The sequence below is a fragment of the Modestobacter sp. NPDC049651 genome (genome assembly GCF_040659695.1).
Classification (GTDB): Bacteria; Actinomycetota; Actinomycetes; order Mycobacteriales; family Geodermatophilaceae; genus Modestobacter.
In genome coordinates this window covers 15769-40070 of the sequence record NZ_JBFAOG010000004.1, presented here as the reverse complement: position 1 = coordinate 40070, position 24302 = coordinate 15769, and the positions used below count along the sequence as shown (strand labels likewise).

The window sequence follows — 24302 nt, the reverse complement described above, 5'->3', positions numbered from 1 at the left end:
CCCGCAAGCAAGGGGGTCCTTACTTGCGGGCTCCTCGGGAGGAAGATCACACGATCGTCAGAGGGACGCCGGGAACTCCTGCGGCGCGACCTCGTTCGCGGGGGCCTCGCTGACCTCGAACGTCAGCGCGCCGTCGGCGACGTCGACCCGCACCAGCTGCCCGGCGCCGAGCTCGCCGCCGAGCACCAGCCGGGACAGCCGGTTGTCGACCTCGCGCTGGATCGCACGGCGCAGCGGCCGGGCGCCGAACGCCCGCTCGAAGCCCCGCTCGGCCAGCCAGGAGACCGCCTCGGGGGCGAACTCCACCGCGATGTCCTGCGCCCGCAGCCGGCGCCGGGTCTCGTCCAGCAGCAGGTCGGTGATCTTCGCCAGCTGCTCGGGCTCGAGCTGCCGGAAGACCACGATCTCGTCGATCCGGTTGAGGAACTCCGGCCGGAACGCCTCCCGCAGCCGCCGCATCACCTGGTCACGGACGTCCGAGCCCGCGCCGTTGCTGGTGAACCCGAGCGGGCCGGCGGTGTTGACGATCGCCTCCGACCCCAGGTTGCTGGTCATGATCACCACGGTGTTGCTGAAGTCGACCGTCCGGCCCTGGCTGTCGGTGAGCCGGCCGTCGTCCAGCAGCTGCAGCAGCGTGTTGAACACGTCCGGGTGCGCCTTCTCGACCTCGTCGAGCAGCACCACCGAGTACGGGTGGCGGCGCACCGCCTCGGTCAGCTGGCCGGCGTCCTCGTAGCCGACGTAGCCGGGGGGCGAGCCGACCAGCCGGCTGACCGTGTGCCGCTCCTGGAACTCGCTCATGTCCAGCCGGATCATCCGGTCGGAGTCGCCGAACAGCGCCTCCGCCAGCGCCCGGGCCAGCTCGGTCTTGCCGACGCCGGTCGGGCCGAGGAACAGGAAGCTGCCGATCGGCCGGTCCGGGTCACCCAGACCCGCCCGCGAGCGCCGGATGGCCTCGGCGACCACCTCGACCGCCTCCTCCTGGCCGACCACCCGCTGGTGCAGGTGGTCCTCCAGCCGCAGCAGCCGGTCGCGCTCCTCCTCGGTCAGCTGGGCCACCGGGACGCCGGTCGCCCGGGAGACCACCTCGGCGATCTCCGCCGTCCCCACCTCGGGGATGCCGGACGCGCCCCCGCCGCGGGCCTGGTCGAGCTGGCCCTGCGCCGCCGCGATGGAGTCGCGCAGCTCGGACGCCCGCTCGTACTGCTCGGCGGCGACCGCCTGGTCCTTCTCCCGCTGCAGCTCGGCGACCCGCTGCTCCAGCTCCCGCAGGTCGGTGGTGGGCCGCTTCACCCGCAGCCGGGTGCGCGCACCCGCCTGGTCGATGAGGTCGATCGCCTTGTCCGGCAGGTGCCGGTCGGAGACGTACCGGTCGGACAGCTCCGCCGCCGCGACCAGCGCCTCGTCGGTGAACCGCACGTTGTGGTGCGCCTCGTACCGGTCGCGCAGCCCGCGCAGGATCTCGATGGTGTCCTCGACGCTGGGCTCGGGCACCAGGATCGGCTGGAACCGCCGCTCCAGCGCCGGGTCCTTCTCGATGTTGCGGCGGTACTCGTCCAGCGTGGTGGCGCCGATGACGTGCAGGTCGCCGCGGGCCAGCGCCGGCTTGAGCATGTTGCCGGCACCCGCCGAGCCCTCGGACCCGCCGGCGTTGACCACCGTGTGCAGCTCGTCGATGAAGACGACGACCGAGTCGCGGTTCTCCCGGATCTCGTCCATCACCTTCTTGAGCCGCTCCTCGAAGTCACCGCGGTACCGGGTGCCGGCGACCAGGCCGGTCAGGTCCAGCTCGACCAGCCGCCGGTCGCGCAGCGAGTCCGGGACGTCGCCGTCGACGATCTGCAGGGCGATGCCCTCGACGATCGCGGTCTTGCCGACGCCGGCCTCACCGATGAGCACCGGGTTGTTCTTGTTCCGCCGCGACAGCACCTCGATGGTCTGCTCGATCTCCTGCGCGCGGCCGATGACCGGGTCGATCTTCCCGTCCCGGGCCAGCGCCGTGAGGTCGCGGCCGAACTCGTCGAGGGTCGGGGTGTTCGAGGGCGCCTGCGCGCCGCCCCCGGCACCACCCGCACCGCCCCGGGCCGCGACCGGCCCCCCGGCAGCGGCCTGCTGCAGCGCCTCCGGGGTCACCCGGGCACCGCCGAGCACGCGCCCGGCGCCGGAGTCGGGGTTGAGCGAGAGCGCGAAGAGCAGGTGCTCGGGACCGATGTAGGTGGAGCCGCTGGCGCGGGAGACCTGGTGGGCGTCCAGCAGCGCCCGCTTGGCCGCCGGGGTCAGCGCCGGGGGCTGCCCGGTGGCCTGCCCGCCGCCCAGCTGACCGGCCAGCGCGGCCTGCAGCTGGTCGGGGTCCGCGCCGCTGCGGGACAGCAGCGTGCGGGTCGGCTCGTGCCCGGCCAGCGCCCAGAGCAGGTGCTCGGTGTCGAGGTCGGGGCTCCCCCACCCGGCGGCCTGCCGGGCGGCGGAGGCGACGACCTCGCGGGCCTGCCCGGACAGCAGCTGGGTGATGTCGACCCGCTGCATGCCCCGGCGGCCGGCCCCCTGGCCCGTGAAGGCCTGGAAGAAGTCGTCGAAGGGGTTGGACCCGAAGGGCCCGTCGTAGAAGCCACTGGCCATGGCCGGTGCCACCTCTCGTCTCGTGTGGGCGACGTCCACCTGCCCCCGCGGAGGCGCTGCGGACCGGCTCGGGAGGCATCAGCCGCGGCGGGGCCGACCTGCACTCGTCCGGTCGCGCGCGTCGGGCAGGGTGTGCCGGCCCACGTTCCGTGCGGGCCGTCCGGCGGCGTCGGGGTAAGTAGCATCGGGGGCGTGCCGGTTCTTCCCGCGTCGTTCCGCTCTCGGATGAACCCCTCCGTGGTCTCCCGGGTCCTCCTGGTCAACCTCGTCGCCAACTGCGGCATCGTCGTGACCGGCGGTGCCGTGCGGCTGACCGGCTCGGGTCTGGGGTGCCCCACCTGGCCCGAGTGCACCGACGGCAGCCTGCGGCCGACGCCGGAGCTGGCCGGCCACGGGCTGATCGAGTTCGGGAACCGGTTGCTCACCTTCGTGGTGGTGCTGACCGCGGTCGCCACGGTGCTCGCGGTGGTGGGGTCCGGCCGGCGGGACCTGCGGAAGCTCGCGGTGCTGAGCCTCCTCGGCATCCCGGCCCAGATCGTCCTGGGCGGCATCACCGTGCTGACCAAGCTGAACCCCTGGACGGTCGCCGGGCACTTCCTGCTGTCCAGCGTGCTGATCGCGATCGCCGCCGTCCTGTGGTTGCGGTCCCGCGAGCCGGGGGTGGGCCAGCTGGTGGTCCGCCGGCCGTTCGCGCTGCTGGCCCGGGGCATCGCGGCGACGGTGGCCGCGGTGCTCGTCGTCGGCACCGTCGTCACCGGGAGCGGCCCGCACAGCGGCTCGCTCGGCACCGGCCGCACCGGGTTCGACCCCGAGCTGGTCAGCCAGCTGCACGCGGACGTCGTCTTCCTGCTCATCGGCCTGACCGTCGCGCTGCTGGTGGCGCTGGCCGCCACCGACTCCCCCGGCCGGGTGCGCCGCGCCGCCCGCGACCTGCTGGTCGTCGAGCTCGCCCAGGGCGCCATCGGGTACGTGCAGTACTTCATGCACCTGCCCGTGCTGGCGGTGCTGCTGCACATGGCCGGCGCGGTACTGATCACCGTCTACACGGCGCGGCTGGTGTGGTCGGTGCGCGGGCCGTCGTCCGAGCTGCCGGTCGGGTCCGCGCCGCTCACCCCCGCCGCCACCGTCTGACCCCGCCACCGTCTGACCCCGCCGCCGCGCGGACGGCGTGCGCGGACTGCCAGGTCCCGGACCCGCAGCTGGCAGTCCGCGCCCACCGTCCGGGGGCGGGTCGTGGGCCGGCGGGCGGGCGTGGGTCAGACGAGGACGTCGGCGACCAGGGCGATCGACAGCAGCGTCATGTAGGTGATCGACACCGAGAACAGCCGCATCGGCCGGTCGGGCCCGCCGGCCTTGATCCGGCCCAGCCAGGCGTGCGACTCGGCGACGTACCAGATGCCCAGGACCAGCGTCGCGACGCCGGTGGTCCAGCCCAGCAGCGGCGTCACCGGCGCCATGAGCAGCGAGACGAGCAGCGTGCCCCAGGCCCAGGCCACCGACTGCCGCCCGACGCTGACCGGGCCCGCGACCACCGACAGCATCGGCACGCCGGCGCGGAAGTAGTCGTAGCGGAACCGGCTGGCCAGCGCCCAGAAGTGCGGCATCTGCCAGCAGAAGACGATGCCGAAGAAGACCAGCGCCGGCCAGTCCAGCGAGCCGGTGACCGCAGCCCAGCCGATGAGCACCGGCGCGGCGCCGGGCAGCCCGCCGAAGACGGTGTTGTGGTGGGTCCGGCGCTTGAGCACCATCGTGTACATCACCGAGTACGCCAGCACCGCGGCCGCCGTGAGCGCCGTGGCCAGCGGGGTGGTGAACAGCCCCAGCAGGACCAGCGAGATCCAGGCCAGCACCACCCCGAAGAGCAGCGCGTTCCGCGGCGCGATCACGCCGCTGGGGATCGGCCGGTCGCGGGTGCGCGACATGATCCGGTCGATGTCGCGGTCGTACCAGCAGTTGATGGTGTTGGCTGCGCCGGCGGCGAGCATCCCGCCCACCATGGTCGCCAGGAACAACCCGGTGCCCGGCCAGCCGCCCGCCGCGAGCATCATCGCCGGGAGCGTCGTGACCAGCAGCAGCTCGACCAGCTTGGGCTTGGTCAGCGAGACGTAGGCGGCCACCGTCGCGCGCGTGGAACGCGACCGGGCGGGGGCGACGGAGCGCTCGGAGATCGCGGTCACCGTGTGCCCGGGAGCGCGGGAAGGCGCAGGGAGCAGGACACCTCGACGTCCTTCGCGGCCGGGGATGGGTTGCCCCGCCACTCTAGACCGCCTGTGTGCGGGGAATGTTGCGGCACCACTAGGGTTTGATCACGTTGACTCTGCGCGTGCAACGGGTAGGGCGGACGTCGAGGACGACGAGGCGCCCCCTGTTCTGCCGGTCGGTCCCAGCGCCGGGGCGGCCGAGGTGCGCACCGTCGTCCGCCCGGGGTGGGTGGTTCCCTGCCCTGGACGGGCACGACTGAACCGATCCCGAGGGAGCACCGAGCGCCACATGACCACAGACAGCAACGCCTCGACCCAGGCGACCGCGCCCGAGGCCCCGGCGGAAGCCGCGACCCAGACCCCGACCGGCGAGCCCCGCCAGCCGCACCCCACGCTCGCCGAGGGCTTCGGCGACCTGGACCGCCGGGCCGTCGACACGGTCCGCGTCCTCGCCATGGACGCCGTGCAGAAGGTCGGCAACGGCCACCCCGGCACCGCCATGAGCATGGCGCCCACCGCCTACCTGCTGTTCCAGAAGTGGCTGAAGCACGACCCCACCGACCCGCAGTGGACCGGCCGTGACCGGTTCGTCCTGTCGATGGGGCACTCCAGCATCCAGCTCTACATCCAGCTGTACCTCTCGGGCTACGGCCTCGAGCTGGACGACCTCAAGGCGCTGCGCACCTGGGGCTCGCTGACCCCGGGCCACCCCGAGGTCAACCACACCCCCGGCGTCGAGACCACCACCGGCCCGCTGGGCCAGGGCGTCGCGAACGCGGTCGGCATGGCGATGGCCGCCCGCCGCGAGCGCGGTCTGTTCGACCCGGAGACCCCCGAGGGCGAGAGCCTGTTCGACCACACCATCTGGTGCTTCGCCTCCGACGGTGACCTCGAGGAGGGCATCAGCGGCGAGGCCTCGTCGATCGCCGGCACCCAGCGGCTGGGCAACCTGGTCCTGGTCTACGACGACAACAAGATCTCGATCGAGGACAACACCGAGATCGCGTTCACCGAGGACGTCGGCGCCCGCTACGAGGCCTACGGCTGGCACGTGCAGCACGTGGACGACGGCGAGGACATGGCCGCCATCGACCGCGCCTTCGCCGCCGCCAAGGCCGAGACCGGCCGCCCCTCGATCATCGTGCTGCGCACGATCATCGGCTGGCCCGCCCCGAACAAGCAGAACACCGGTGCCGCCCACGGCTCGGCGCTCGGCGACGCCGAGGTCAAGGCCACCAAGGAGATCCTCGGCTTCGACCCGGAGCAGACCTTCGAGGTCACCGACGAGGTCATCGGGCACACCCGCCAGGTCGCCGAGCGCGGCCGCGCCGCGCACGCCGAGTGGGACGAGGCCTTCACCGCGTGGGAGAAGAGCAACCCCGAGGGCGCCGCGCTGCTGGCGCGGATGAAGACCCGCACCCTGCCCGAGGGCTGGGCGGCGAAGCTCCCCAGCTGGGACGCCGACCCGAAGGGCGTCGCCACCCGCAAGGCGTCCGGTGAGGTGCTCGCCGCGATCTACCCGGAGCTCCCCGAGCTGTGGGGCGGCTCGGCCGACCTGGCCGAGAGCAACAACACCGCGGTCAAGGGCGAGCCGTCGTTCCTGCCGGCCGACCGCCAGACCAAGATGTGGAGCGGTGGCCCCTACGGCCGCACGCTGCACTTCGGTGTCCGCGAGCACGCCATGGGCGCGATCATGAACGGCATCGCCCTGCACGGCGGCACCCGCGTGTACGGCGGCACCTTCCTCACGTTCTCCGACTACATGCGCGGCGCGGTGCGCCTGGCCGCCCTCATGCAGCTGCCGGTCACCTACGTGTGGACGCACGACTCCATCGGCCTCGGCGAGGACGGCCCGACCCACCAGCCGATCGAGCACTACGCGGCCCTGCGGGCGATCCCCGGCCTGGACTTCGTGCGCCCGGCCGACGCCAACGAGACCGCCGTCGCGTGGCGGACCATCCTCGAGCACAACGACCGCCCGGCCGGGCTGGCGCTGTCCCGGCAGAACCTGCCGGTCTTCGACCGCACCGAGTTCGGGTCGGCCGAGGGCACCGCCAAGGGCGGCTACGTGCTGGCCGAGGCCAGCACCGGCCGGCCCGAGGTCATCCTGCTGAGCACCGGCTCCGAGGTGCAGATCGCCGTCGCCGCCCGGGAGGCCCTCGAGGCCGACGGCGTCCCGACCCGCGTGGTCTCGCTGCCGTGCTGGGAGTGGTTCGCCGAGCAGGACGAGGCCTACCGCGCCGAGGTGCTGCCGCCCACGGTCCGCGCCCGGGTGAGCGTCGAGGCAGGCGTGCCGATGGGCTGGCGCGACTTCGTCGGTGACGCCGGCCGGATCGTCGGGCTGAACCACTACGGCGCGAGCGCCTCCTACAGCAAGCTGTACGAGGAGTTCGGGCTCACCCACGAGGCCGTCGTCGCCGCCGCCCGCGAGAGCATCGAGGCCGCGAAGTCGGCGTCGGTGCCCCCGGCCGGTCCCGGCGTCGCCTCCGGCGGGCTGCCGCACCCCACCGGCGACCGCTGACCCAGACCACACCACCCGAGTAGAACCGAGAGAGGGCACCATGGCCCAGAACGAGAACCTGGCTCAGCTGTCCAAGGCCGGCGTGGCCGTCTGGCTCGACGACCTGTCCCGTGACCGGATCCGCAGCGGCAACCTGCAGGAGCTGGTCGACGAGCGCAGCGTCGTCGGCGTCACGACCAACCCGTCGATCTTCGCCGCCGCCATCAGCGGGTCGAAGTCCTACGACGACCAGCTGCACGCGCTCGCCGTCCGGGAGGTCTCCGTCGAGGAGGCGCTGCGGACCATCACCGCGGCCGACGTCCGGGACGCCTGCGACCTGCTCGCCCCGGTCGCCGCGCGCACCGGCCGCGACGGCCGCGTGTCGCTGGAGGTGGCCCCCGGCCTCGCCCACGACGAGGACGCGACGGCCGCCGAGGCCGCCCACCTGTGGTGGCTGGTCGACCGGCCGAACCTGTTCATCAAGATCCCCGCGACCGTCGAGGGGCTGCCGGCCATCACCACGACGATCGCCAAGGGCATCAGCGTCAACGTCACGCTGATCTTCAGCATCGAGCGGTACAAGGCCGTGATGGAGGCCTACATCGCCGGGCTGGAGCAGCGGCTGGCCGAGGACCCGGACGCCTCCTTCGAGGGCATCGAGTCCGTGGCGTCGTTCTTCGTGTCCCGCGTGGACACCGAGATCGACAAGCGCCTGGACGCCGCCGGTGCCGATGCCTCCCTCAAGGGCAAGGCCGGCGTCGCGAACGCGCAGCTGGCCTACCAGGCCTACGAGGAGGTCTTCTCCTCCGACCGCTGGAAGGCGCTGGAGGCCAAGGGCGCCAGCAAGCAGCGGCCGCTGTGGGCGTCGACCGGCGTCAAGAACCCGGAGTACAGCGACACGCTGTACCTCTCGGAGCTCGTCGCCGCCGACACGGTCAACACCATGCCGGAGAAGACGATGCAGGCGTTCGCCGACCACGGCCAGGTCGGCCGCCCGGTGACCGGGACCTACGCCGACGCCGAGAAGGTCATGGCGGACGTCGCCGCGGCCGGCATCGACCTCGACGACGTGTTCCGGGTGCTCGAGGAGGAGGGCGTGCAGAAGTTCGTGGACGCCTGGGACGAGCTGACCGCCTCCGTCCAGGAGCAGCTCACCGACAAGAAGTGAGACCGCGGGGCGGCCGTCCGGTGCGCCGGACGGCCGCCCCGTGAGCGACCTGCCCCGCCGTCCGGTCCGCGCCGCGCCGGACGGCGGGCACCCTGCGAGCCCTTCGAGGACGGAAACGATGTCCACCAACCCGCTGCGGGACCCGCGGGACCGACGACTCCCCCGAGTACCGGAGCCGTGCGCGCTGGTCGTCTTCGGGATCACCGGCGACCTGTCGCGGAAGAAGCTGCTGCCGGCCATCTACGACCTGGCCAACCGCGGCCTGCTCCCCACGAACTTCGCGCTGCTGGGCTTCGCCCGCCGCGACTGGGGTGACGTCGAGTTCTCCGAGCTGGCCCGGTCGGCCGCCCGCGAGCACGCCCGCACCCCCTGGCGCGAGGAGGTCTGGGAGCGGCTGGCCAACAGCGTCCGCTTCGTCCAGGGCTCCTTCGACGACGACAACGCCTTCGACGAGCTGGCCGCCAACCTGGCCGAGCTCGAGGGCTCCCACGGCATCGGCGGCAACGCCGCGTTCTACCTGTCGATCCCCCCGGCGATGTTCCCCACCGTGCTCAAGCAGATGCAACGGACCGGGATGGCCGAGAGCACGGCCGACCGCTGGCGCCGCGTGGTCGTGGAGAAGCCGTTCGGCACCGACCTGGCCTCCAGCCGCGAGCTGAACGCGCTGGTCGACTCGGTGTTCACCGCCGACGACGTGTTCCGCATCGACCACTACCTGGGCAAGGAGACGGTCCAGAACCTGCTGGCCCTGCGGTTCGCCAACACGCTGTTCGAGCCGATCTGGAACGGCAACCACGTCGACTCGGTGCAGATCACCATGGCCGAGGACGTCGGCATCGGCGGCCGCGCCGGGTTCTACGAGAAGACCGGCGCCGCCCGCGACGTGCTGCAGAACCACCTGCTGCAGCTGCTGGCGCTCACCGCGATGGAGGAGCCGGTCGAGTTCTCCGCCGAGGAGATCCGCACCGAGAAGCTCAAGGTGCTGCGCGCCGTCTCGGTGCCCGAGGACATGGAGCGCTTCGCCGTCCGCGGCCAGTACGAGCAGGGCTGGCTCGCCGGCCAGCGGGCCAAGGGCTACCGGCAGGAGGACGGCGTCGCGCCGGACTCCACCACCGAGACCTACGCCGCCGTGCGGCTGGGCGTCGAGACCCGCCGCTGGGCCGGCGTCCCGTTCTACCTGCGCACCGGCAAGCGGCTCCCCCGCCGGGTCACCGAGATCGCGCTGCTGTTCAAGCGCGCGCCGCACCTGCCGTTCGCGCCCACCGACACCGAGGAGCTGGGCCACAACCAGCTGGTGATCCGGGTCCAGCCGGACGAGGGCGTGACGCTGAAGTTCGGCTCGAAGGTGCCCGGCAGCGTCATGGAGGTCCGCGACGTCGCGATGGACTTCCTCTACGGCGAGCAGTTCACCGAGGCGAGCCCGGAGGCGTACGAGCGGCTGCTGCTCGACGTGCTGCTGGGCGATGCCACGCTCTTCCCGCGCAACGCCGAGGTCGAGGCCTCCTGGGCGGTCATCGACCCGCTCGAGGAGTTCTGGGCCCGCACCACCCCGCAGCCCTACCGGGCCGGCGAGTGGGGGCCGCGCGCCGCCGACGCCATGCTCGAGGCCGAGGGCCGCTCGTGGCGCCGTCCGTGACCCGCCGGCTGCACCCCACGTTCGAGAGAGGCCTGTCGTGACGACGTTGTGGGACACCACCGGCTCTGCGGTGGTCAAGGAACTGGCCGCCCAGCGGCGCACCGGTGGCGCCGTGATGAGCGGCGTGGCGCTGACCCTGGTGGTCGTCGCCGACGAGGGCCGGGTGACCGAGGCGGAGCAGGCGGCGACCGCCGCCGCCGAGCTGCACCCGTGCCGGCTGCTCATCGTGGTCCGCCGGCAGGTCGAGGCGCCGCAGCCGCGGCTGGACGCCGAGGTCACCATCGGTGGCCGGCTGGGCCCGGGCGAGGCCGTGGTGATGCGCATGTACGGCCGGCTGGGCCTGCACGCCGAGTCGGTCGTGCTGCCGCTGCTGGCCGCCGACGCCCCGGTCGTCACCTGGTGGCACGAGGCGCCGCCGGAGCGGATCGCCCGGGACGCGCTCGGCGTCATCGCCGACCGGCGGATCACCGACGCGTCGCTCGCGCCCGACCCGCTGGCCGCGCTGCGGACCCGGGCCGCGGACTACTACCCGGGCGACACCGACCTGACCTGGACCCGCAGCACCCCGTGGCGGGCCACGCTCGCCTCGACGCTGGACTCCGTCTCCGGCCGCCGCGGCGAGCCCGTGCGGGTGCTCGGCGGCCAGGTCGAGGGCGACCCGACCAGCGCCACCGCCCAGCTCGTCGCCGGCTGGATCTCCTCCCGCTGCGGCTGCACCATCCCCGTCGTGCCCGGCCAGCGGGTGCCCGGCCCGTCCGGTGTGGACGCCGTGGTGCTGCGGCTGGACCAGGACGAGGAGGTGCGGCTGCAGGACGACCGCAAGGGCAACGCGGTCATCACCCAGCCGTTCCGCCCCGACGCGATGGTCGCGCTGCCCGACCGCAGCCTCGGTGAGCTGATCGGCGAGGAGCTGCGCCGGCTGGACCCCGACGAGCCCTACAGCGAGGCGCTGGAGGCCGTCACCGGCACCGACGGGCTCAACGACCGGCCGGCCTGCCGGGACCACATCTGGTTCGACCCGATGCGCCCCGACCAGACCCGGGCCGAGGCCGACGAGGACGGCGACGCCGCGGCGGCGGCCGACGGGGCCGACGACACGGCGGCCGGCCTGGCCCCCACCGTGCCGGACACCCCCGGCGACACCGACGAGGTCGCGCTGAGCGGCGAGCACGACTCGGCCGCGGACGACTCCGACGAGCAGGACGTCGTGCAGGCGGCCGACGCACCCTCGGCGGCGCCCGCCGGCCGGGCGGGCAAGGGCGGCCTGCGATGAGCTCCCCGGGCGCCGGCGACCGCAAGTCCACCGGCGAGCAGGCCGCCCCGGCCGACCAGACGTCCCCCGGCGAGCACGTCGAGGAGGCGCTGGCCGACGAGGGCCTGCCCACCCCGGACGTCGTCATCGAGCCGGACGGCGACCGGCTGGCCCGCTCGGTCGCCTCGGCGCTGGTGGCCCGGCTGGCGGCGGCCCAGGCGGTGCACGGCACCGCCTCGGTCGTGGTGACCGGCGGCGGGATCGGCACCGCGGTGCTGGAGCGGGTCGCGGACCTCGCCGCCGAGCCGGAGCACGCCGTCGTCGACTGGCAGCAGGTCGACGTGTGGTGGGGCGACGAGCGGTTCGTGCCGGTCGACGACCCGGACCGCAACGAGCTCGGTGCCCGCCGGGCGCTGCTCGACCGGGTCGCGCTCGACCCCGAGCGGGTGCACCCGATCCCGTCGTCCGACGCCGGGTTCGACACCCCCGAGGAGGCCGCCGACTGGTACGCCGGCGAGCTCGCCGCCGCCGCGCCGGAGGGCGCGTCGCTGCCGCGGATCGACGTGCTGATGCTCGGCATGGGCCCCGAGGGGCACGTGGCGTCGATCTTCCCGGACAGCCCGGCCGCGACCGACGAGCGGCCGGTGGTCGCCGTGCACGACTGCCCGAAGCCGCCACCGACCCGGGTCAGCCTGGGCTTCACGGCGCTCACCTCCGCCGAGGAGGTGTGGCTGCTGGTCAGCGGCGAGGGCAAGGCCGAGGCGGTCGCCCGGGCGCTGGGCGGCGCCGACCGGGTGGAGCTGCCCGCCGCCGGCGCGCGCGGCCGGCGGGCCACCCGCTGGCTGCTCGACACGGCCGCCGCGAGCCTGCTCCCCCGCGCGTAGCCGCACCCCGACGCCGCGGCGGTGGCCCTGGTGGCCGCCGCCGTGGCGTCAGGAGGTGACCCGGCCCGCTCTTTCGTGCAGGATCCGGGGTCACAGGTCCCCCAGCGGCGGAGGTCGAGTTCCCTGGACACCACGGCGGACGCACGGGCGCTGCTGCGCCAGCACTACCGCACCGACGACCGGAGGGTCCAGGCGTACAACGCCGCCCGGCTCTCGGTCCTGCCGGTGCCCTGGATGTCCGGGTTGCTGGCGCCGCTGCGCGGCACGGTGCTGTGCCTCGGGTGCGGGTACGGCACCCTGGAGACGGTCCTGGCGGCGGCCAACCCGCACCTGGACTTCCTGGCCAGCGACATCAACGCCGAGCGGATCGCGGTGGCGCAGAAGTCGGTCCACGGGCTGTCGAACATCCAGTTCTCCGTCACCGACGCGACCGAGGGGCTGCCGCCCGGGGACTACGACAACGCGCTGCTCTCCGACGTGCTGCACCACCTGCCCGGTGGCGCGCAGGAGCCGTTGCTCTCCGCGCTGTGGGGGCGGGTCCGCCCCGGCGGGGTGCTGCTGGTCAAGGACCTCGACGTGCAGCCGCGCTGGAAGTACTGGTGGAACTACCTGCACGACCGGGTGGTCGCCGGCCTGCCGCTGACCTACCTGCCGCCGGCCACCTACCAGGGCGTGCTGGGCGGCCTCGGGGCCGCGGTGACCACCGTGCGGCCGCGGACCCGGCTGCCCTACGCGCACTACGCGATGCTCGCGCGCAAGGAACCGGTCGCGGCCTGAGCCGCCTGTCCCCGCGCGGGCGCACCGCCCGCGCGGGGACCGGACCTCAGGCGCCCCGGCGGGAACGCAGGCGGGTCAGCGCCTCCTCGAGGAGCGCGTCACCGTCGGCGTCGCTGCGCCGTTCGCGCACGTAGGCGAGGTGCGTCTTGTACGGCTCGGTGCGCGGCGCCGGCGGCGGGTTCTGCTGGTCCACCCCGGCGGGCAGCCCGCACCGCGGGCAGTCCCAGGTCTCCGGCACCTCGGCGTCGCTCGCGAACGCGATCCGCGCCTCGTGCCCGTTCGCGCACCAGAAGCCGACCCGCCGGCGCGGCGCTGCCTCGCCCCGCTCCGCCTCACCCATCGGACCCGCACCGACCCGGCTCCCCCGGATCGCGTTACCACCAGCCACGAACGGCCCCCTGATCGTCGCCACTGAACTGCGGTGAAGATCACCGCCCGGGCAGTCTAGGGGGTTACCAGCCGGTTCAAGGTCACGATGCGGCCACTCTCCGTACCGGCACGCGACCGCGGCACGAGCGGCCGGGTACGTCCTCAGGCCTTGAGCAGGATGCCCAGCGCGACGATGCACACGGTCCAGATGACCCCGGCGATGACGGTCAGCCGGTTGAGGTTCTTCTCCACCACCGACGAGCCGGCGAGCGACGAGGCGACGGCGCCGCCGAACATCGACGACAGGCCGCCGCCCTTGCCGCGGTGCAGCAGGATGAGCACGATCAGCACCAGGCTGGACAGCACCAGCAGGATGTTCAGCACCAGTTCCATCAGGTCTCCAGTCCCGTGCGGCACGGGGGTGTCGGCGGGACGTCCCACGGCAGGTCGGTCATCGGCGAGCGGTGGACCCAGCTCCCGGTCGTCCAGCCTATCCGACGCCGGCGGTCGCGACGTCGTAGGCGCCGTAGGGCTGCATGACCAGCCCGTTGCGCAGCCGCTGACCGGCCAGCAGCTGCACCCGGTTCTCGGCCAGCGGCACGTACACGTGCGCCTGGTCGACCGCGCGGGCCACCTGGCGCCAGCCGTCGGCCGCCGCGGCGGGGTCCCCGGCGGTGCGCGCGGCGTCGACCAGCTGGTTCACCGCCGGGTCGTTGAACCGCGCGTAGTTGGTGTTGCCGACGCCGCGGATGGTGCGCCCGTCGACCAGCGGCAGCAGGAACGACCCGGCGGTCGGGAAGTCCGCCGTCCACGTGGCCAGCACGATGCCGTAGCCCTGCTTCGTCACCGCGTCGGGGTTGCCGACGTCGTTCGCGTAGTAGGTGCTGGGGTCCAGCGGCCGCACCTCGGCGGTGATGCCGACCGCGGCCAGGTCCTCGGCGAGCGCTCTGCCCAGCGCGACGCTCGTCGGCACGTTCGGGACGGCGAGCACGGTGCTGAACCCGTCGGGCTGTCCGCACTTCGCCAGCGACGACCGGGCCGCGGCCACGTCGGGACCCGGGTCGCCGTCCTCCGGTCCGCCGCCGACCGCGCGGGGCCACAGCACCGACGTGCGCACCGCGTTGCCGGCGCCGCCGAGCGTCTTCTGCGCCCGTCCGCGGTCGACGACGGCCGCCACGGCCGCCCGGCAGTCGGCGTTGCCCATCGGGGCGACGCTGGTGGGCAGGGCGAGCAACCGCACCGCACCGGTGGTCACGTCGTCGACCCGGTCACCCAGGTCGCCGTCGCCCAGCCGCCGGGTGGTGGCGGTCTGCACGCCGCTGCCGGAGATGTCGAGGTCCGCGGAGCCGGCGAGCACCGCCTGGTCGCGGGCCACGCCGGACAGCCCGGTCCGCACGACCACCGCGTCGGGCAGCGCGGTGCGGACGCCGTCGGTGCCCGGGTCCCACTGCGGGTTGCGGGCCAGGACCACGCCGGTCTGCGCGTCGTTGCTGGTGATCAGGTACGGCCCGGAGGACACCGGCTTGGCGCCGTAGTCCTTGCCGGTGTCCGCCTCGACGGGCACCGGGCTGCTGGAGGGCAGCGCCATCACGAACGGGAAGTCGGGGGTGGCGGTGCGCAGCGTGAAGACGATCGTCCGGTCGTCGGGGGTCGCGACCGACGCCAGCCCCAGCTTGTCCTTGGCGGGGTCCTGGTACGGGCCGGCGTAGGGGTCGTCGCGGTCGTCGAGCAGGTCGACGACGTACGTCGGGCCACCGACGACCACGTCGGAGGCGAAGGACCGCTCGATGCCGTACTTGACGTCCTTGGACGTGATCGGCCGGCCGGTCTCGAACTTCACGCCGTCGCGCAGGTGGAACGTCCAGGTGCGGCCGCCGTCGGGGCTGGTGCCGAGGTCGGTGGCCAGGTCGGGCACCAGCTCGGCGGTGTGCCCGGGCTTGCTGGAGTAGGTGACCAGCGTGCGGACGTAGAGCCGCATCAGGTCCCAGACCCCGGGGCTGTAGGACCGCTGCGGGTCCAGGCTGTCGACCGGGCCGGCGACGACGCGGAGCGTGCCGCCCGTCGCGTCGGACGGCGCCCGGACGCCCTGGACACCGGCGTCCGCGGACCCGGTGGCGGTGGGCACCCCGGCGGCGCCGCTGTTCCCGCCGCCGCAACCGGTGGCCACGGCGGCGAGGACGACGAGGGTGGCCGCCCACCGGCCCACCCCCCGGGCGGGGGTGGGCCGGTGGGACGTGCGCGAGGTGAACAGGGTGCTGGCTCCGCCCCGGTCAGGGCCGGCGGCGGTCAGCGGCCGTCGGCAGCGGTCCGACAGATCGATGCGAACTCGTCGGCGTCCAGGCTGGCACCACCGACGAGGGCACCGTCGACATCGGGTCCGGCGAGGATCCCGGCGGTGTTGCCGGCCTTCACCGACCCTCCGTAGAGGATACGGACCCGATCGGCCGTCTCCGGCCCGAAGCGCTCGGCGAGCCGTGCCCGCAGCGCCCCGCAGACCTCCTGCGCATCATCCGGCGTCGCGACCTCACCGGTGCCGATCGCCCACACCGGCTCGTAGGCGATCACGATCTCGTGTCCCGACCCGCCCGCCCCGAACAGCGCCGCGGCGTCGAGCCCGGCCAGGGCCCCGTCGAGCTGGTCGTTGCAGTGCGGCACGTGCGTGCCCGCCTGCCGGACGTCCAGCCCCTCCCCCACGCAGAGGATCGGCCGCAGCCCGTGCCGCAGCGCGGCCTGGACCTTCGCGGCGACGACCTCGTCGGTCTCCCCGTGCAGCTGCCGCCGCTCGGAGTGGCCGACGACCACGTAGCGGCAGGCCAGCGCGGCCAGCATGGCCCCGCTGATCTCGCCGGTGTAGGCCCCGCCGTCGTGCGCCGACAGGTCCTGCGCGCCGTAGCCGATCTCCAGGTCGTCCCCGGCCACCAGCGTCTGCACGCTGCGCAGCGCGGTGAACGGCGGCACGACGACGACCTCGGCGGCGTCCAGCTGCTCCTCGGTGAGCGAGAACGCCAGCTTCTGGACCAGCGCGATCGCCTCGAGGTGGGTGAGGTGCATCTTCCAGTTGCCGGCGATCAGCGGCCGCCGGCCCTCGTACACCCGCTTGACCTTGGTGCGTGCCATCGCCGGCTCAGTCCGCCAGCACCGCGAGGCCCGGGAGCTCCCGGCCCTCGAGGTACTCCAGCGACGCGCCGCCGCCGGTGCTGATGTGGCCGTACGCGGCCTCGTCCAGGCCGAGCACGCGGACCGAGGCGGCGGAGTCGCCACCACCGACGACGGACAGCCCGCCGACGGCGGCCACGGCCTGCGCCACGCCGCGGGTGCCCGCCTGGAACGGCGTCATCTCGAACACGCCCATCGGGCCGTTCCAGAAGACGGTGCGGGCCCCGGAGAGCGCCTCGGTGAACAGCTCGACGCTGCGCGGGCCGATGTCCAGGCTCATCTCGTCGGCGGGGATCTCGTCCGCCGGGAGCACCCGGACCGGGCCGTCGGCGCTGAAGGCCGGCGTCACGACGACGTCGACCGGCAGCACGATCCGGTCGCCGGCGTCGGCCAGCAGCCGCCTGCAGGTGTCGACCTGGTCGGCCTCCAGCAGCGAGGTGCCCACCTCGTGGCCGCGGGCGGCCAGGAAGGTGTAGGTCATCCCGCCGCCGATGAGCAATCGGTCGACCTTGGGCAGCAGCGCCTCGATCACGCCGAGCTTGTCGCTGACCTTCGAGCCGCCGAGCACGACCACGTAGGGCCGCTCCGGGTCCTCGGTCAGCCGGGTGAGCACCTCCAGCTCGCGGGCGACCAGCCGGCCGGCCGCGTGCGGGAGCCGCAGCGCGACGTCGTACACCGAGGCGTGCTTGCGGTGCACCGCGCCGAACGCGTCGTCGACGTAGAGGTCGGCCAGCGCGGCCAGCCGGTCGGCCAGCTCGCCCCGGACGGCGTCGTCCTTCGACGTCTCGGCCGCCTCGAAGCGGACGTTCTCCAGCAGCAGCACGTCCCCGTCGCCGAGGGCCGCGACCTTCGCCGCGGCGTCCTCCCCGGCCACGTCGGCGGCCAGCGGCACGTCGACGCCGAGCAGCTCACCCAGCCGCGCCGCGACCGGCGCGAGGGAGAACTGCGGGTCCGGCGTGCCCTTCGGCCGCCCGAGGTGGGCGGCGACGACGACCCGGGCCCCGGCGTCCCGCAGCGCCTGCAGCGTGGGGAGGCTGGCCCGGATCCGGCCGTCGTCGGTGATCGCGCGGGTGTCCTTGTCCAGCGGGACGTTCAGGTCGGCGCGCAGCAGCACGCGCCGACCCGAGACCCCGTCGGCGATGAGCTCGTCGACGGACTTCATCACGCCGAGAGCTTGGTGCCGACCAGGACGACGGAGTCGACGAGGCGGTTGGAGTAGCCCCACTCGTTGTCGTACCAGCCGACGACCTTGAGCTGGTTGCCGAACACCTTGGTCAGGCCCGAGTCGAAGATGCAGGACGACGGGTCGGTGACGATGTCCGAGCTGACGATCGGCGCGTCGGTGTAGGTGAGGTAGCCGGCCAGCGGGCCCTCGGCGGCGGCGGCGCGGTAGGCCTCGTTGACCTCCTCGACGGTGACCTCGCGGGCGAGGGTCACGGTCAGGTCGGTGGCCGAGCCGGTCGGGACCGGGACGCGCAGCGCGTAGCCGTCGAGCTTGCCCTTGAGCTCGGGCAGGACCAGGCCGATGGCCTTGGCGGCACCGGTGGAGGTCGGGACGATGTTCAGCGCGGCGGCGCGGGCCCGGCGGAGGTCCTTGTGCGGACCGTCCTGCAGGTTCTGGTCGGCCGTGTACGCGTGGATGGTGGTCATCAGACCGCGCTCGATGCCGAAGGCGTCGTTGACGACCTTGGCCAGCGGGGCCAGGCAGTTCGTGGTGCAGGACGCGTTGCTGATGATCGTCTGCGAGCCGTCGTACTGCTCGTGGTTGACGCCCATGACGATCGTCAGGTCGTCGCCGGTGGCCGGCGCGGAGATGACGACCTTCTTGGCGCCGCCGTTGTCGACGTGCTTGCGGGCGTCCTCGGCCTTGGTGAAGAAGCCGGTCGACTCGACGACCACGTCGACGCCCAGGTCGCCCCAGGGCAGGTTGGCCGGGTCGCGCTCGGCGAGGACCTTGAGGGTGGTCCCGCCGACCTTGATGCCGTCACCGGCGACCTCGACGTCCTCGGGGAACTTGCCGAGGATGCTGTCGTACTTGAGCAGGTGGGCCAGCGTCTGCGGCGTGGTCAGGTCGTTGACCGCGACGATCTCGACGTCCGCGCCGCTGGCGGCAGCTGCCCGATAGAAGTTGCGGCCGATCCGGCCGAACCCGTTGATCCCGACCCGTACCGTCACTGTGGACCTCCCAGACCGTGTTGCCCTGCCGGACCGGTCGGCCCAGCGGCACCGTCGACCGCGCGTGTGCGCGGCCACATTCCGGGGCCCACCCTATCCGCCCGCACCGGGGCTCCTGACCGCCGGTCCGGTGGCGTGACCGGGGTCGCACAGACGTCCGCGACGTCTCCCTGCGCTGGTCAGGGAGACGTCGCGGACGACTCAGCAGCTCTTCCCGGCCCTGTCCAGAGGCTCGCCCCGAGCCTGCGAGGGGTGAGGAGGACAGGGTCCTCCTGCTACTGGGCCAGCATGTCGTCGGTGACGACGGACTCCGTGTCGGGGATCCCGAGGTCCTTCGCCCGCTTGTCGGCCATCGCCAGCAGCCGGCGGATCCGGCCGGCGACGGCGTCCTTGGTCATCGGCGGGTCGGCGCGCTGGCCGAGCTCCTCCAGCGACGCCTGACCGAACTCCAGGCGCAGCCGGCCGGCGACCAGCAGGTGCTCCGGGGCGTCCTGGCCGAGGATCTCCAGCGCCCGCTCGACCCGCGCGCTGGCGGCGACGGCGGCGCGCGCCGAGCGGCGCAGGTTCGCGTCGTCGAAGTTGGCCAGCCGGTTCGCCGTCGCCCGGACCTCGCGGCGCATCCGCCGCTCCTCCCAGGCCAGGACGGCGTCGTGGGCGCCCATCCGGGTGAGCAGCGCGCTGATCGCGTCGCCGTCCCGGACGACGACCCGGTCGGTGCCGCGCACCTCGCGGGCCTTGGCGCCGATGCCCAGCCGGCGGGCCGCTCCGACCAGCGCCATCGCGGCCTCCGGGCCGGGGCAGGTGACCTCCAGCGACGACGAGCGACCGGGCTCGGTCAGCGAGCCGTGGGCGAGGAACGCCCCGCGCCAGGCGGCCTCGGCGTCGCCGATGCTGCCGGAGACGACCGCCGGCGGCAGCCCGCGCACCGGCCGGCCGCGCTGGTCGACCAGCCCGGTCTGCCGGGCCAGGCCCTCGCCGTGCTTGGCGATGCGGACCAGGTAGCGCACGCCGCGGCGGATGTTGCCGCCGGCGAGCACGCTGACGCCGCTGGTGTAGCCGTAGACCTCGCTGATGTCGCGGCGCAGCCGGCGGGCCACCGAACCCGTGTCGAGCTCGGCCTCGATGACCACCCGGCCGCCCACGATGTGCAGCCCGCCGGAGAACCGCAGCAGCGCGGTCACCTCGGCCTTGCGCTCGGAGGTCTTGGTGCACTCCACCCGGGAGAGCTCGTCCTTGACCATCGCCGTCATCGCCACGTCGTCCGCCCCCCTGCCCGCACCCGGCGACCGGCCGTCGTGCCTCGCATCAGCGCCATGAGCGGTGTTCCCTTCCCCCTGTGTGCCGACCCGGAAACAGATCGTCCCGAACTCCGGACCCTCCGTGAAGCTGTCCCGCCCCCGTCACCGCGCACCGACCACGGCGGCCAGTGCGTCGGCGAGCCGCGCGGGATCGTGCCGCGGCGCCCCGTCGGGCTCAGCCACCGGCGCCAGGACCAGCTCGGCGCCGCATGCCTGCACAGCAGACAGCAGACCACGCCGGTCAACAACCGCAGTGGCATCGGCGATGACGGAGTGCAGCGACACGCCGCCCAAGTGTCCCAGGAGCACCCTGAGGTGTTCCTGGGGGGAGAACCCGTCCGTCTCCCCCGGCTGCGGTTCGAGGTTGAGGACGACGACGACCCGGGCCCGGCTGGCCTCCAGCGCGGCGCGCAGCCGCGGGACGAGCAGGTGCGGCAGCACCGAGGTGTACCAGGAGCCGGGACCGAGGCTGACCACGTCGGCCCCGGCGATCGCGGTCAGCACGTCGGCGTGGACGGGCGGGTCGGCCGGGGCGACCTGGATGTCGCGCACCGAGCCGGGGGTGGAGGCGATCGCCACCTGGCCGCGGATCCGGCGGGTGGCCAGCGGGTCGTCGGGGTCGACGCTGTCGACGGTCGCGACGAGGTCCAGCGGGACGTCGGCCATCGGCAGCACCCGCCCCACGGCGCCCAGCAGCTGCTCCAGCGACCGGAGCGCCCGCACGGTGTCGCCGCCGTGCAGGTCGGTGAGGCCGGTGAGCATGAGGTTGCCGACCGGGTGACCGGCGAGCACTCCCTCCCCGCCGAAGCGGTGCTGGAGCAGCGCGGCCACCTCCCGGGTGCGCGCGTCGTCGCCGGCCAGCGCGGCCAGCGCCATCCGCAGGTCGCCCGGCGGGAGCACCGGCATCTCGCGGCGGATCCGGCCGGAGCTGCCGCCGTCGTCGGCGACGGTGACGACGGCGGTGAGGTTGCCGGTCAGCCGCCGCCACGCGGCCAGCGCGGCCGCCAGCCCGTGCCCACCGCCGAGGGCCACCACCCGCGGGCCGGAGCGCTCCCCCGGCTCCTGCGGCAGGCCGCCGGGGCCGGGCGCGGCGGGCGCCGGCCACGCGGGTGGGGCCGCCATCACTCGCGCCCCAGGTCGCGGTGCCGGGCCGTCGCGGGCACGCCGTCCTCGGACAGCCGGCGGGCGAACTCCTCGGCGATCGCCACGCTGCGGTGCTTGCCGCCGGTGCAGCCCACGGCCAGCGTGAGGTACCGCTTGCCCTCGCGCTGGTAGCCGGGCAGCAGCCGCCGCAGCACCCGCATGTAGTCGTCGAGGAACGGCGCCGCGTCCTCCTGCGCCAGCACGTAGTCGCGCACCTCGGGGTCGCGCCCGGTCATCGGGCGCAGCTCGGGCACCCAGTGCGGGTTGGGCAGGAAGCGGGCGTCGACCACCAGGTCGGCGTCCAGCGGCAGGCCGTACTTGAAGCCGAAGCTGAGCACGGTGGCGACCACCTGCGGCGGCGCCCCGTGCTCGACGAACGCCGACTCCAGGGTGCTGCGCAGCTGGTGCACGTTGAGGTCGCTGGTGTCGACCCACAGGTCGGCCTCGCCGGCGATGCCGGTGAGCAGCTCCCGCTCGGCCTCGATCCCGTCGACCAGCCGGCCGCTGCCCTGCAGCGGGTGCTCGCGGCGGTTGGACTCGTAGCGCCGGATCAGCACCTCGTTGCGGGCGTGCACGTAGACGACCCGCGGCCGGTGGCCGGCGTCGGCGAGCAGCCGGATCGACTCCTGCAGATCGCTGGAGAACGCCCGGCTGCGGACGTCGACGACCGCGGCGAACCGGCGGAGGTCACCCCGCGCGCCGAGCTCGACCATCGGCTGCAGCAGCGCCGGCGGCAGGTTGTCGACGACGAAGAAGCCGAGGTCCTCGAGCACCCGGCCGGCGGTGTTCTTGCCGGCGCCGGACAGCCCGGTCACGACCACGACGTCCAGCGGCGGCACCTCGGTGCTCGCCGGGTCCGCGCCGGGCGCGACGTCCCGCTGCGGGCCCACCCCGCCGGCCGGCTCGACGCCGGGCTGCTGGTCGACGCTCACGCGGGCACCTCCGGGTGCAGCGAGACCCGGCCGACCTCGGCGGTGTCACCGGCGGCCGGGCCGTGCGCCCCGTCGGCGGCCGGCTCGGCGTCCACCTCGTCGGCGGCGACGTCGACCTCGCGGGCCGAGGGAGGCTCGGCCACGGCCGCGAGCACCGCCTCGGCGGTGCGCCGGCCGATGCCGGGCACCGTCGTGAGCTCCTCGACCGTGGCGGCCCGCAGCCGCTTGAGGGAACCGAACTGCTTCATCAGTGCCTTCCGCCGTGCCTCGCCGAGCCCTGGGACGTCGTCGAGGAGTGAGACCAGCATCGTGCTCGATCGCTTCTGCCGGTGGTAGGTGATCGCGAACCGGTGCGCCTCGTCCCGCACCCGCTGCAGCAGGTACAGGGCCTCGGAGGTGCGCGGCAGGATGACCGGATCGGGGTCGTCGGGCAGCCACACCTCCTCCATCCGCTTGGCCAGGCCGACCACCGCGACGTCCACGACGCCGAGCTCCTCCAGCGACCGGCTGGCCGCCGCCACCTGGGGCGCGCCACCGTCGACGACCAGCAGGTTCGGCGGGTAGGCGAACCGGCGCGGCCGCCCCTCCTCCGCGGCGATGCCCTGCTCGTCGCGCCGGTCGGCCTCGTCCTTGAGGTGCCGGGCGAACCGCCGCCGCACGACCTCGGCCATGGCCGCGGTGTCGTCGGTGCCCTGCTGCACGGCGAACCGGCGGTAGTCGCTCTTCTTCGCCAGGCCGTCCTCGAAGACGACCATGCTGGCGACCACGTTGGTCTGCTGCACGTGCGAGATGTCGATGCACTCGATCCGCAGCGGCGCGTCGGGCAGGTCGAGGGCCTCCTGCAGCTCGGACAGCGCCATCGACCGGGCGGTGAGGTCGCTGGCCCGCTTGACCCGGTGCCGGGCGAACGCCTCCTTGGCGTTGCGCTCGACGGTCTCCATCAGGCTGCGCTTGTCCCCGCGCTGGGGCACGCGCAGCGACACCCGCGAGCCGCGCAGCTCGCTGAGCAGCTCGGCGTACACGTCGGCGTCGTCGGGCAGCTCGGGCACCAGCACCTCGCGCGGCACGGCCTCACCGGCGGTGCCGGACTCGCCGGTCTCCTCATCGACCCCGCCGTAGACCTGCAGCAGGAACTGCTCGACGAGCTGGCCGGTGTCGACCTCCTCGACCTTGTCGATGATCCAGCCGCGCTGGCCGCGCACCCGCCCGCCGCGGACGTGGAAGACCTGGACGGCGGCCTCCAGCTCGTCCTGCGCGAAGGCGACGACGTCGGCGTCGGTGCCGTCGCCGAGGACGACGGCCTGCTTCTCCATGGCCCGCTTGAGCGCCCCGATGTCGTCGCGCAGCCGGGCGGCGCGCTCGTACTCCATGGCCTGCGCGGCCTCGGCCATCTCGCGCTCGAGCTTGCGGACCATCAGGTCCGTGCGGCCGGCCATGAAGTCGACGAAGTCGTCGACGATCTCCCGGTGCTCCTCGGCGCTCACCTTGCCGACGCACGGCGCCGAGCACTTGCCGATGTAGCCCAGCAGGCACGGCCGGCCGATCTGCCCGGCCCGCTTGAAGACGCCGTTGGAGCAGGTGCGTGCCGGGAAGACCCGGGTGAGCGTGTCGAGGGTCTCCCGGATGGCCCAGGCGTGGGCGTAGGGCCCGAAGTAGCGGACGCCCTTGCGCTTGGGCCCGCGCATGACCTGCAGCCGCGGGTACTCCTCGTTCAGCGTGACGGCCAGCGACGGGTAGCTCTTGTCGTCGCGGTACCGGACGTTGAACCGGGGGTCGAACTCCTTGATCCAGTTGTACTCGAGCTGCAGCGCCTCGACCTCGGTGCCGACGACGGTCCACTCCACGCTGCCGGCGGTGGTGACCATCTGCCGGGTGCGCGGGTGCAGGCCCGCGACGTCGGCGAAGTAGCTGTTCAGCCGCTGCCGGAGGCTCTTGGCCTTGCCGACGTAGATGACCCGGCCGGCCGGGTCGCGGAACTTGTAGACGCCAGGGGACTCGGGGATGCTGCCGACCGCTGGGCGGTACGTGGACGGGTCGGGCATGGGTCCAGATTAGGTGGGGACGACGACACTCCGTCGGCCCCGCCGCCGACCTGCGGGAACGCCCGGCAGGGGCGGGACGGGACCCGGCCGGCGACCTGTGGACGACGCCCGCGGTGCGCCGCCCGGGCGTGCCACGCTGACCGCCCGCGGACG

The 24302-nt window shown here is 73.9% G+C and carries 19 protein-coding genes; 7 read left to right on the top strand and 12 right to left on the bottom strand.

Features of this window, described 5'->3' with window-relative positions; all coding sequences use genetic code 11:
- Positions 1-57: 57 nt before the first annotated feature.
- Complete coding sequence (locus AB0J00_RS07520; RefSeq protein WP_357742460.1) at positions 58-2616, bottom strand: ATP-dependent Clp protease ATP-binding subunit; 2559 nt, start codon at positions 2614-2616, stop codon at positions 58-60.
- A 225-nt stretch (positions 2617-2841) separates the two neighbouring features.
- Between AB0J00_RS07520 and AB0J00_RS07515 the strand changes: the two genes are divergently transcribed.
- Positions 2842-3747, top strand: a complete 906-nt coding sequence (locus AB0J00_RS07515) for a COX15/CtaA family protein (RefSeq protein WP_357742457.1) — start codon at positions 2842-2844, stop codon at positions 3745-3747.
- 125 nt (positions 3748-3872) lie between these two features.
- On the opposite strand, the gene AB0J00_RS07510 is transcribed toward AB0J00_RS07515, so the two are convergent.
- The gene (locus tag AB0J00_RS07510) at positions 3873-4793 is read right to left on the bottom strand and encodes a heme o synthase (protein ID WP_357742454.1); all 921 of its coding nucleotides are present in this window, start codon (positions 4791-4793) and stop codon (positions 3873-3875) included.
- Positions 4794-5106: 313 nt separating this feature from the next.
- Here AB0J00_RS07510 and tkt point away from each other — a divergent pair, with 313 nt between their 5' ends.
- From tkt to AB0J00_RS07480, 6 genes are all read left to right on the top strand, one after another.
- Entirely contained in the window at positions 5107-7338 is a 2232-nt protein-coding gene (gene tkt, locus AB0J00_RS07505; RefSeq protein WP_357742451.1) for a transketolase, read from the top strand.
- Positions 7339-7378: 40 nt separating this feature from the next.
- A complete protein-coding gene (tal, locus tag AB0J00_RS07500) occupies positions 7379-8485 on the top strand; it encodes a transaldolase (protein ID WP_357742448.1) in 1107 nt (368 codons plus the stop codon).
- A 118-nt stretch (positions 8486-8603) separates the two neighbouring features.
- The gene (zwf, locus tag AB0J00_RS07495) at positions 8604-10121 is read left to right on the top strand and encodes a glucose-6-phosphate dehydrogenase (protein WP_357742445.1); all 1518 of its coding nucleotides are present in this window, start codon (positions 8604-8606) and stop codon (positions 10119-10121) included.
- 37 nt (positions 10122-10158) lie between these two features.
- Positions 10159-11394 carry a glucose-6-phosphate dehydrogenase assembly protein OpcA gene (locus AB0J00_RS07490; RefSeq protein WP_357742442.1) on the top strand — a complete coding sequence of 412 codons (1236 nt, stop codon included), beginning with the start codon at positions 10159-10161 and terminating at the stop codon, positions 11392-11394.
- Positions 11391-12257: a 6-phosphogluconolactonase gene (gene pgl / locus AB0J00_RS07485; RefSeq protein WP_357742439.1), complete on the top strand. Its 867-nt coding sequence runs from the start codon at positions 11391-11393 to the stop codon at positions 12255-12257. Before AB0J00_RS07490 ends, pgl begins: the two co-directional genes overlap by 4 nt.
- Before the next feature lie 234 nt (positions 12258-12491).
- A complete protein-coding gene (locus tag AB0J00_RS07480; RefSeq protein ID WP_357742437.1) occupies positions 12492-13034 on the top strand; it encodes a class I SAM-dependent methyltransferase in 543 nt (180 codons plus the stop codon).
- Positions 13035-13080: 46 nt separating this feature from the next.
- On the opposite strand, the gene AB0J00_RS07475 is transcribed toward AB0J00_RS07480, so the two are convergent.
- From AB0J00_RS07475 to uvrC, 10 genes are all read right to left on the bottom strand, one after another.
- Complete coding sequence (locus tag AB0J00_RS07475; RefSeq protein ID WP_357742434.1) at positions 13081-13422, bottom strand: RNA polymerase-binding protein RbpA; 342 nt, start codon at positions 13420-13422, stop codon at positions 13081-13083.
- Between the two features lie 143 nt (positions 13423-13565).
- Complete coding sequence (gene secG / locus AB0J00_RS07470) at positions 13566-13796, bottom strand: preprotein translocase subunit SecG (protein WP_357742431.1); 231 nt, start codon at positions 13794-13796, stop codon at positions 13566-13568.
- 97 nt (positions 13797-13893) lie between these two features.
- Positions 13894-15609, bottom strand: coding sequence for an ABC transporter substrate-binding protein (locus AB0J00_RS07465; RefSeq protein WP_357742428.1), 1716 nt, complete (start codon positions 15607-15609; stop codon positions 13894-13896).
- A gap of 80 nt (positions 15610-15689) precedes the next feature.
- Positions 15690-16520, bottom strand: a complete 831-nt coding sequence (tpiA, locus tag AB0J00_RS07460) for a triose-phosphate isomerase (RefSeq protein ID WP_357742425.1) — start codon at positions 16518-16520, stop codon at positions 15690-15692.
- Between the two features lie 7 nt (positions 16521-16527).
- Positions 16528-17721, bottom strand: coding sequence for a phosphoglycerate kinase (locus tag AB0J00_RS07455; protein WP_357743238.1), 1194 nt, complete (start codon positions 17719-17721; stop codon positions 16528-16530).
- Positions 17721-18734, bottom strand: a complete 1014-nt coding sequence (gap, locus tag AB0J00_RS07450; protein ID WP_357742422.1) for a type I glyceraldehyde-3-phosphate dehydrogenase — start codon at positions 18732-18734, stop codon at positions 17721-17723. Before gap ends, AB0J00_RS07455 begins: the two co-directional genes overlap by 1 nt.
- A gap of 275 nt (positions 18735-19009) precedes the next feature.
- The gene (gene whiA / locus AB0J00_RS07445; protein ID WP_357742419.1) at positions 19010-19990 is read right to left on the bottom strand and encodes a DNA-binding protein WhiA; all 981 of its coding nucleotides are present in this window, start codon (positions 19988-19990) and stop codon (positions 19010-19012) included.
- A gap of 144 nt (positions 19991-20134) precedes the next feature.
- The gene (gene yvcK, locus AB0J00_RS07440) at positions 20135-21154 is read right to left on the bottom strand and encodes a uridine diphosphate-N-acetylglucosamine-binding protein YvcK (RefSeq protein ID WP_357742416.1); all 1020 of its coding nucleotides are present in this window, start codon (positions 21152-21154) and stop codon (positions 20135-20137) included.
- The gene (gene rapZ, locus AB0J00_RS07435; RefSeq protein WP_357742413.1) at positions 21154-22107 is read right to left on the bottom strand and encodes an RNase adapter RapZ; all 954 of its coding nucleotides are present in this window, start codon (positions 22105-22107) and stop codon (positions 21154-21156) included. The genes yvcK and rapZ overlap by 1 nt, the downstream gene beginning before the upstream one ends.
- Positions 22104-24149, bottom strand: a complete 2046-nt coding sequence (uvrC, locus tag AB0J00_RS07430) for an excinuclease ABC subunit UvrC (protein ID WP_357742410.1) — start codon at positions 24147-24149, stop codon at positions 22104-22106. Before uvrC ends, rapZ begins: the two co-directional genes overlap by 4 nt.
- Between the last annotated feature and the right edge of the window lie 153 nt (positions 24150-24302).

Bases quoted from the DNA above. Each gene is read 5' to 3' on its own strand.
- AB0J00_RS07520 (WP_357742460.1), bottom strand. From the start codon at position 2,616: ATGGCCAGTGGCTTCTACGACGGGCCCTTCGGGTCCAACCCCTTCGAC.
- AB0J00_RS07515 (WP_357742457.1), top strand. From the start codon at position 2,842: ATGAACCCCTCCGTGGTCTCCCGGGTCCTCCTGGTCAACCTCGTCGCC.
- tkt (WP_357742451.1), top strand. From the start codon at position 5,107: ATGACCACAGACAGCAACGCCTCGACCCAGGCGACCGCGCCCGAGGCC.
- tal (WP_357742448.1), top strand. From the start codon at position 7,379: ATGGCCCAGAACGAGAACCTGGCTCAGCTGTCCAAGGCCGGCGTGGCC.
- zwf (WP_357742445.1), top strand. From the start codon at position 8,604: ATGTCCACCAACCCGCTGCGGGACCCGCGGGACCGACGACTCCCCCGA.
- pgl (WP_357742439.1), top strand. From the start codon at position 11,391: ATGAGCTCCCCGGGCGCCGGCGACCGCAAGTCCACCGGCGAGCAGGCC.
- AB0J00_RS07480 (WP_357742437.1), top strand. From the start codon at position 12,492: ATGTCCGGGTTGCTGGCGCCGCTGCGCGGCACGGTGCTGTGCCTCGGG.
- secG (WP_357742431.1), bottom strand. From the start codon at position 13,796: ATGGAACTGGTGCTGAACATCCTGCTGGTGCTGTCCAGCCTGGTGCTG.
- tpiA (WP_357742425.1), bottom strand. From the start codon at position 16,520: ATGGCACGCACCAAGGTCAAGCGGGTGTACGAGGGCCGGCGGCCGCTG.
- AB0J00_RS07455 (WP_357743238.1), bottom strand. From the start codon at position 17,721: ATGAAGTCCGTCGACGAGCTCATCGCCGACGGGGTCTCGGGTCGGCGC.
- yvcK (WP_357742416.1), bottom strand. From the start codon at position 21,154: ATGGCGGCCCCACCCGCGTGGCCGGCGCCCGCCGCGCCCGGCCCCGGC.
- uvrC (WP_357742410.1), bottom strand. From the start codon at position 24,149: ATGCCCGACCCGTCCACGTACCGCCCAGCGGTCGGCAGCATCCCCGAG.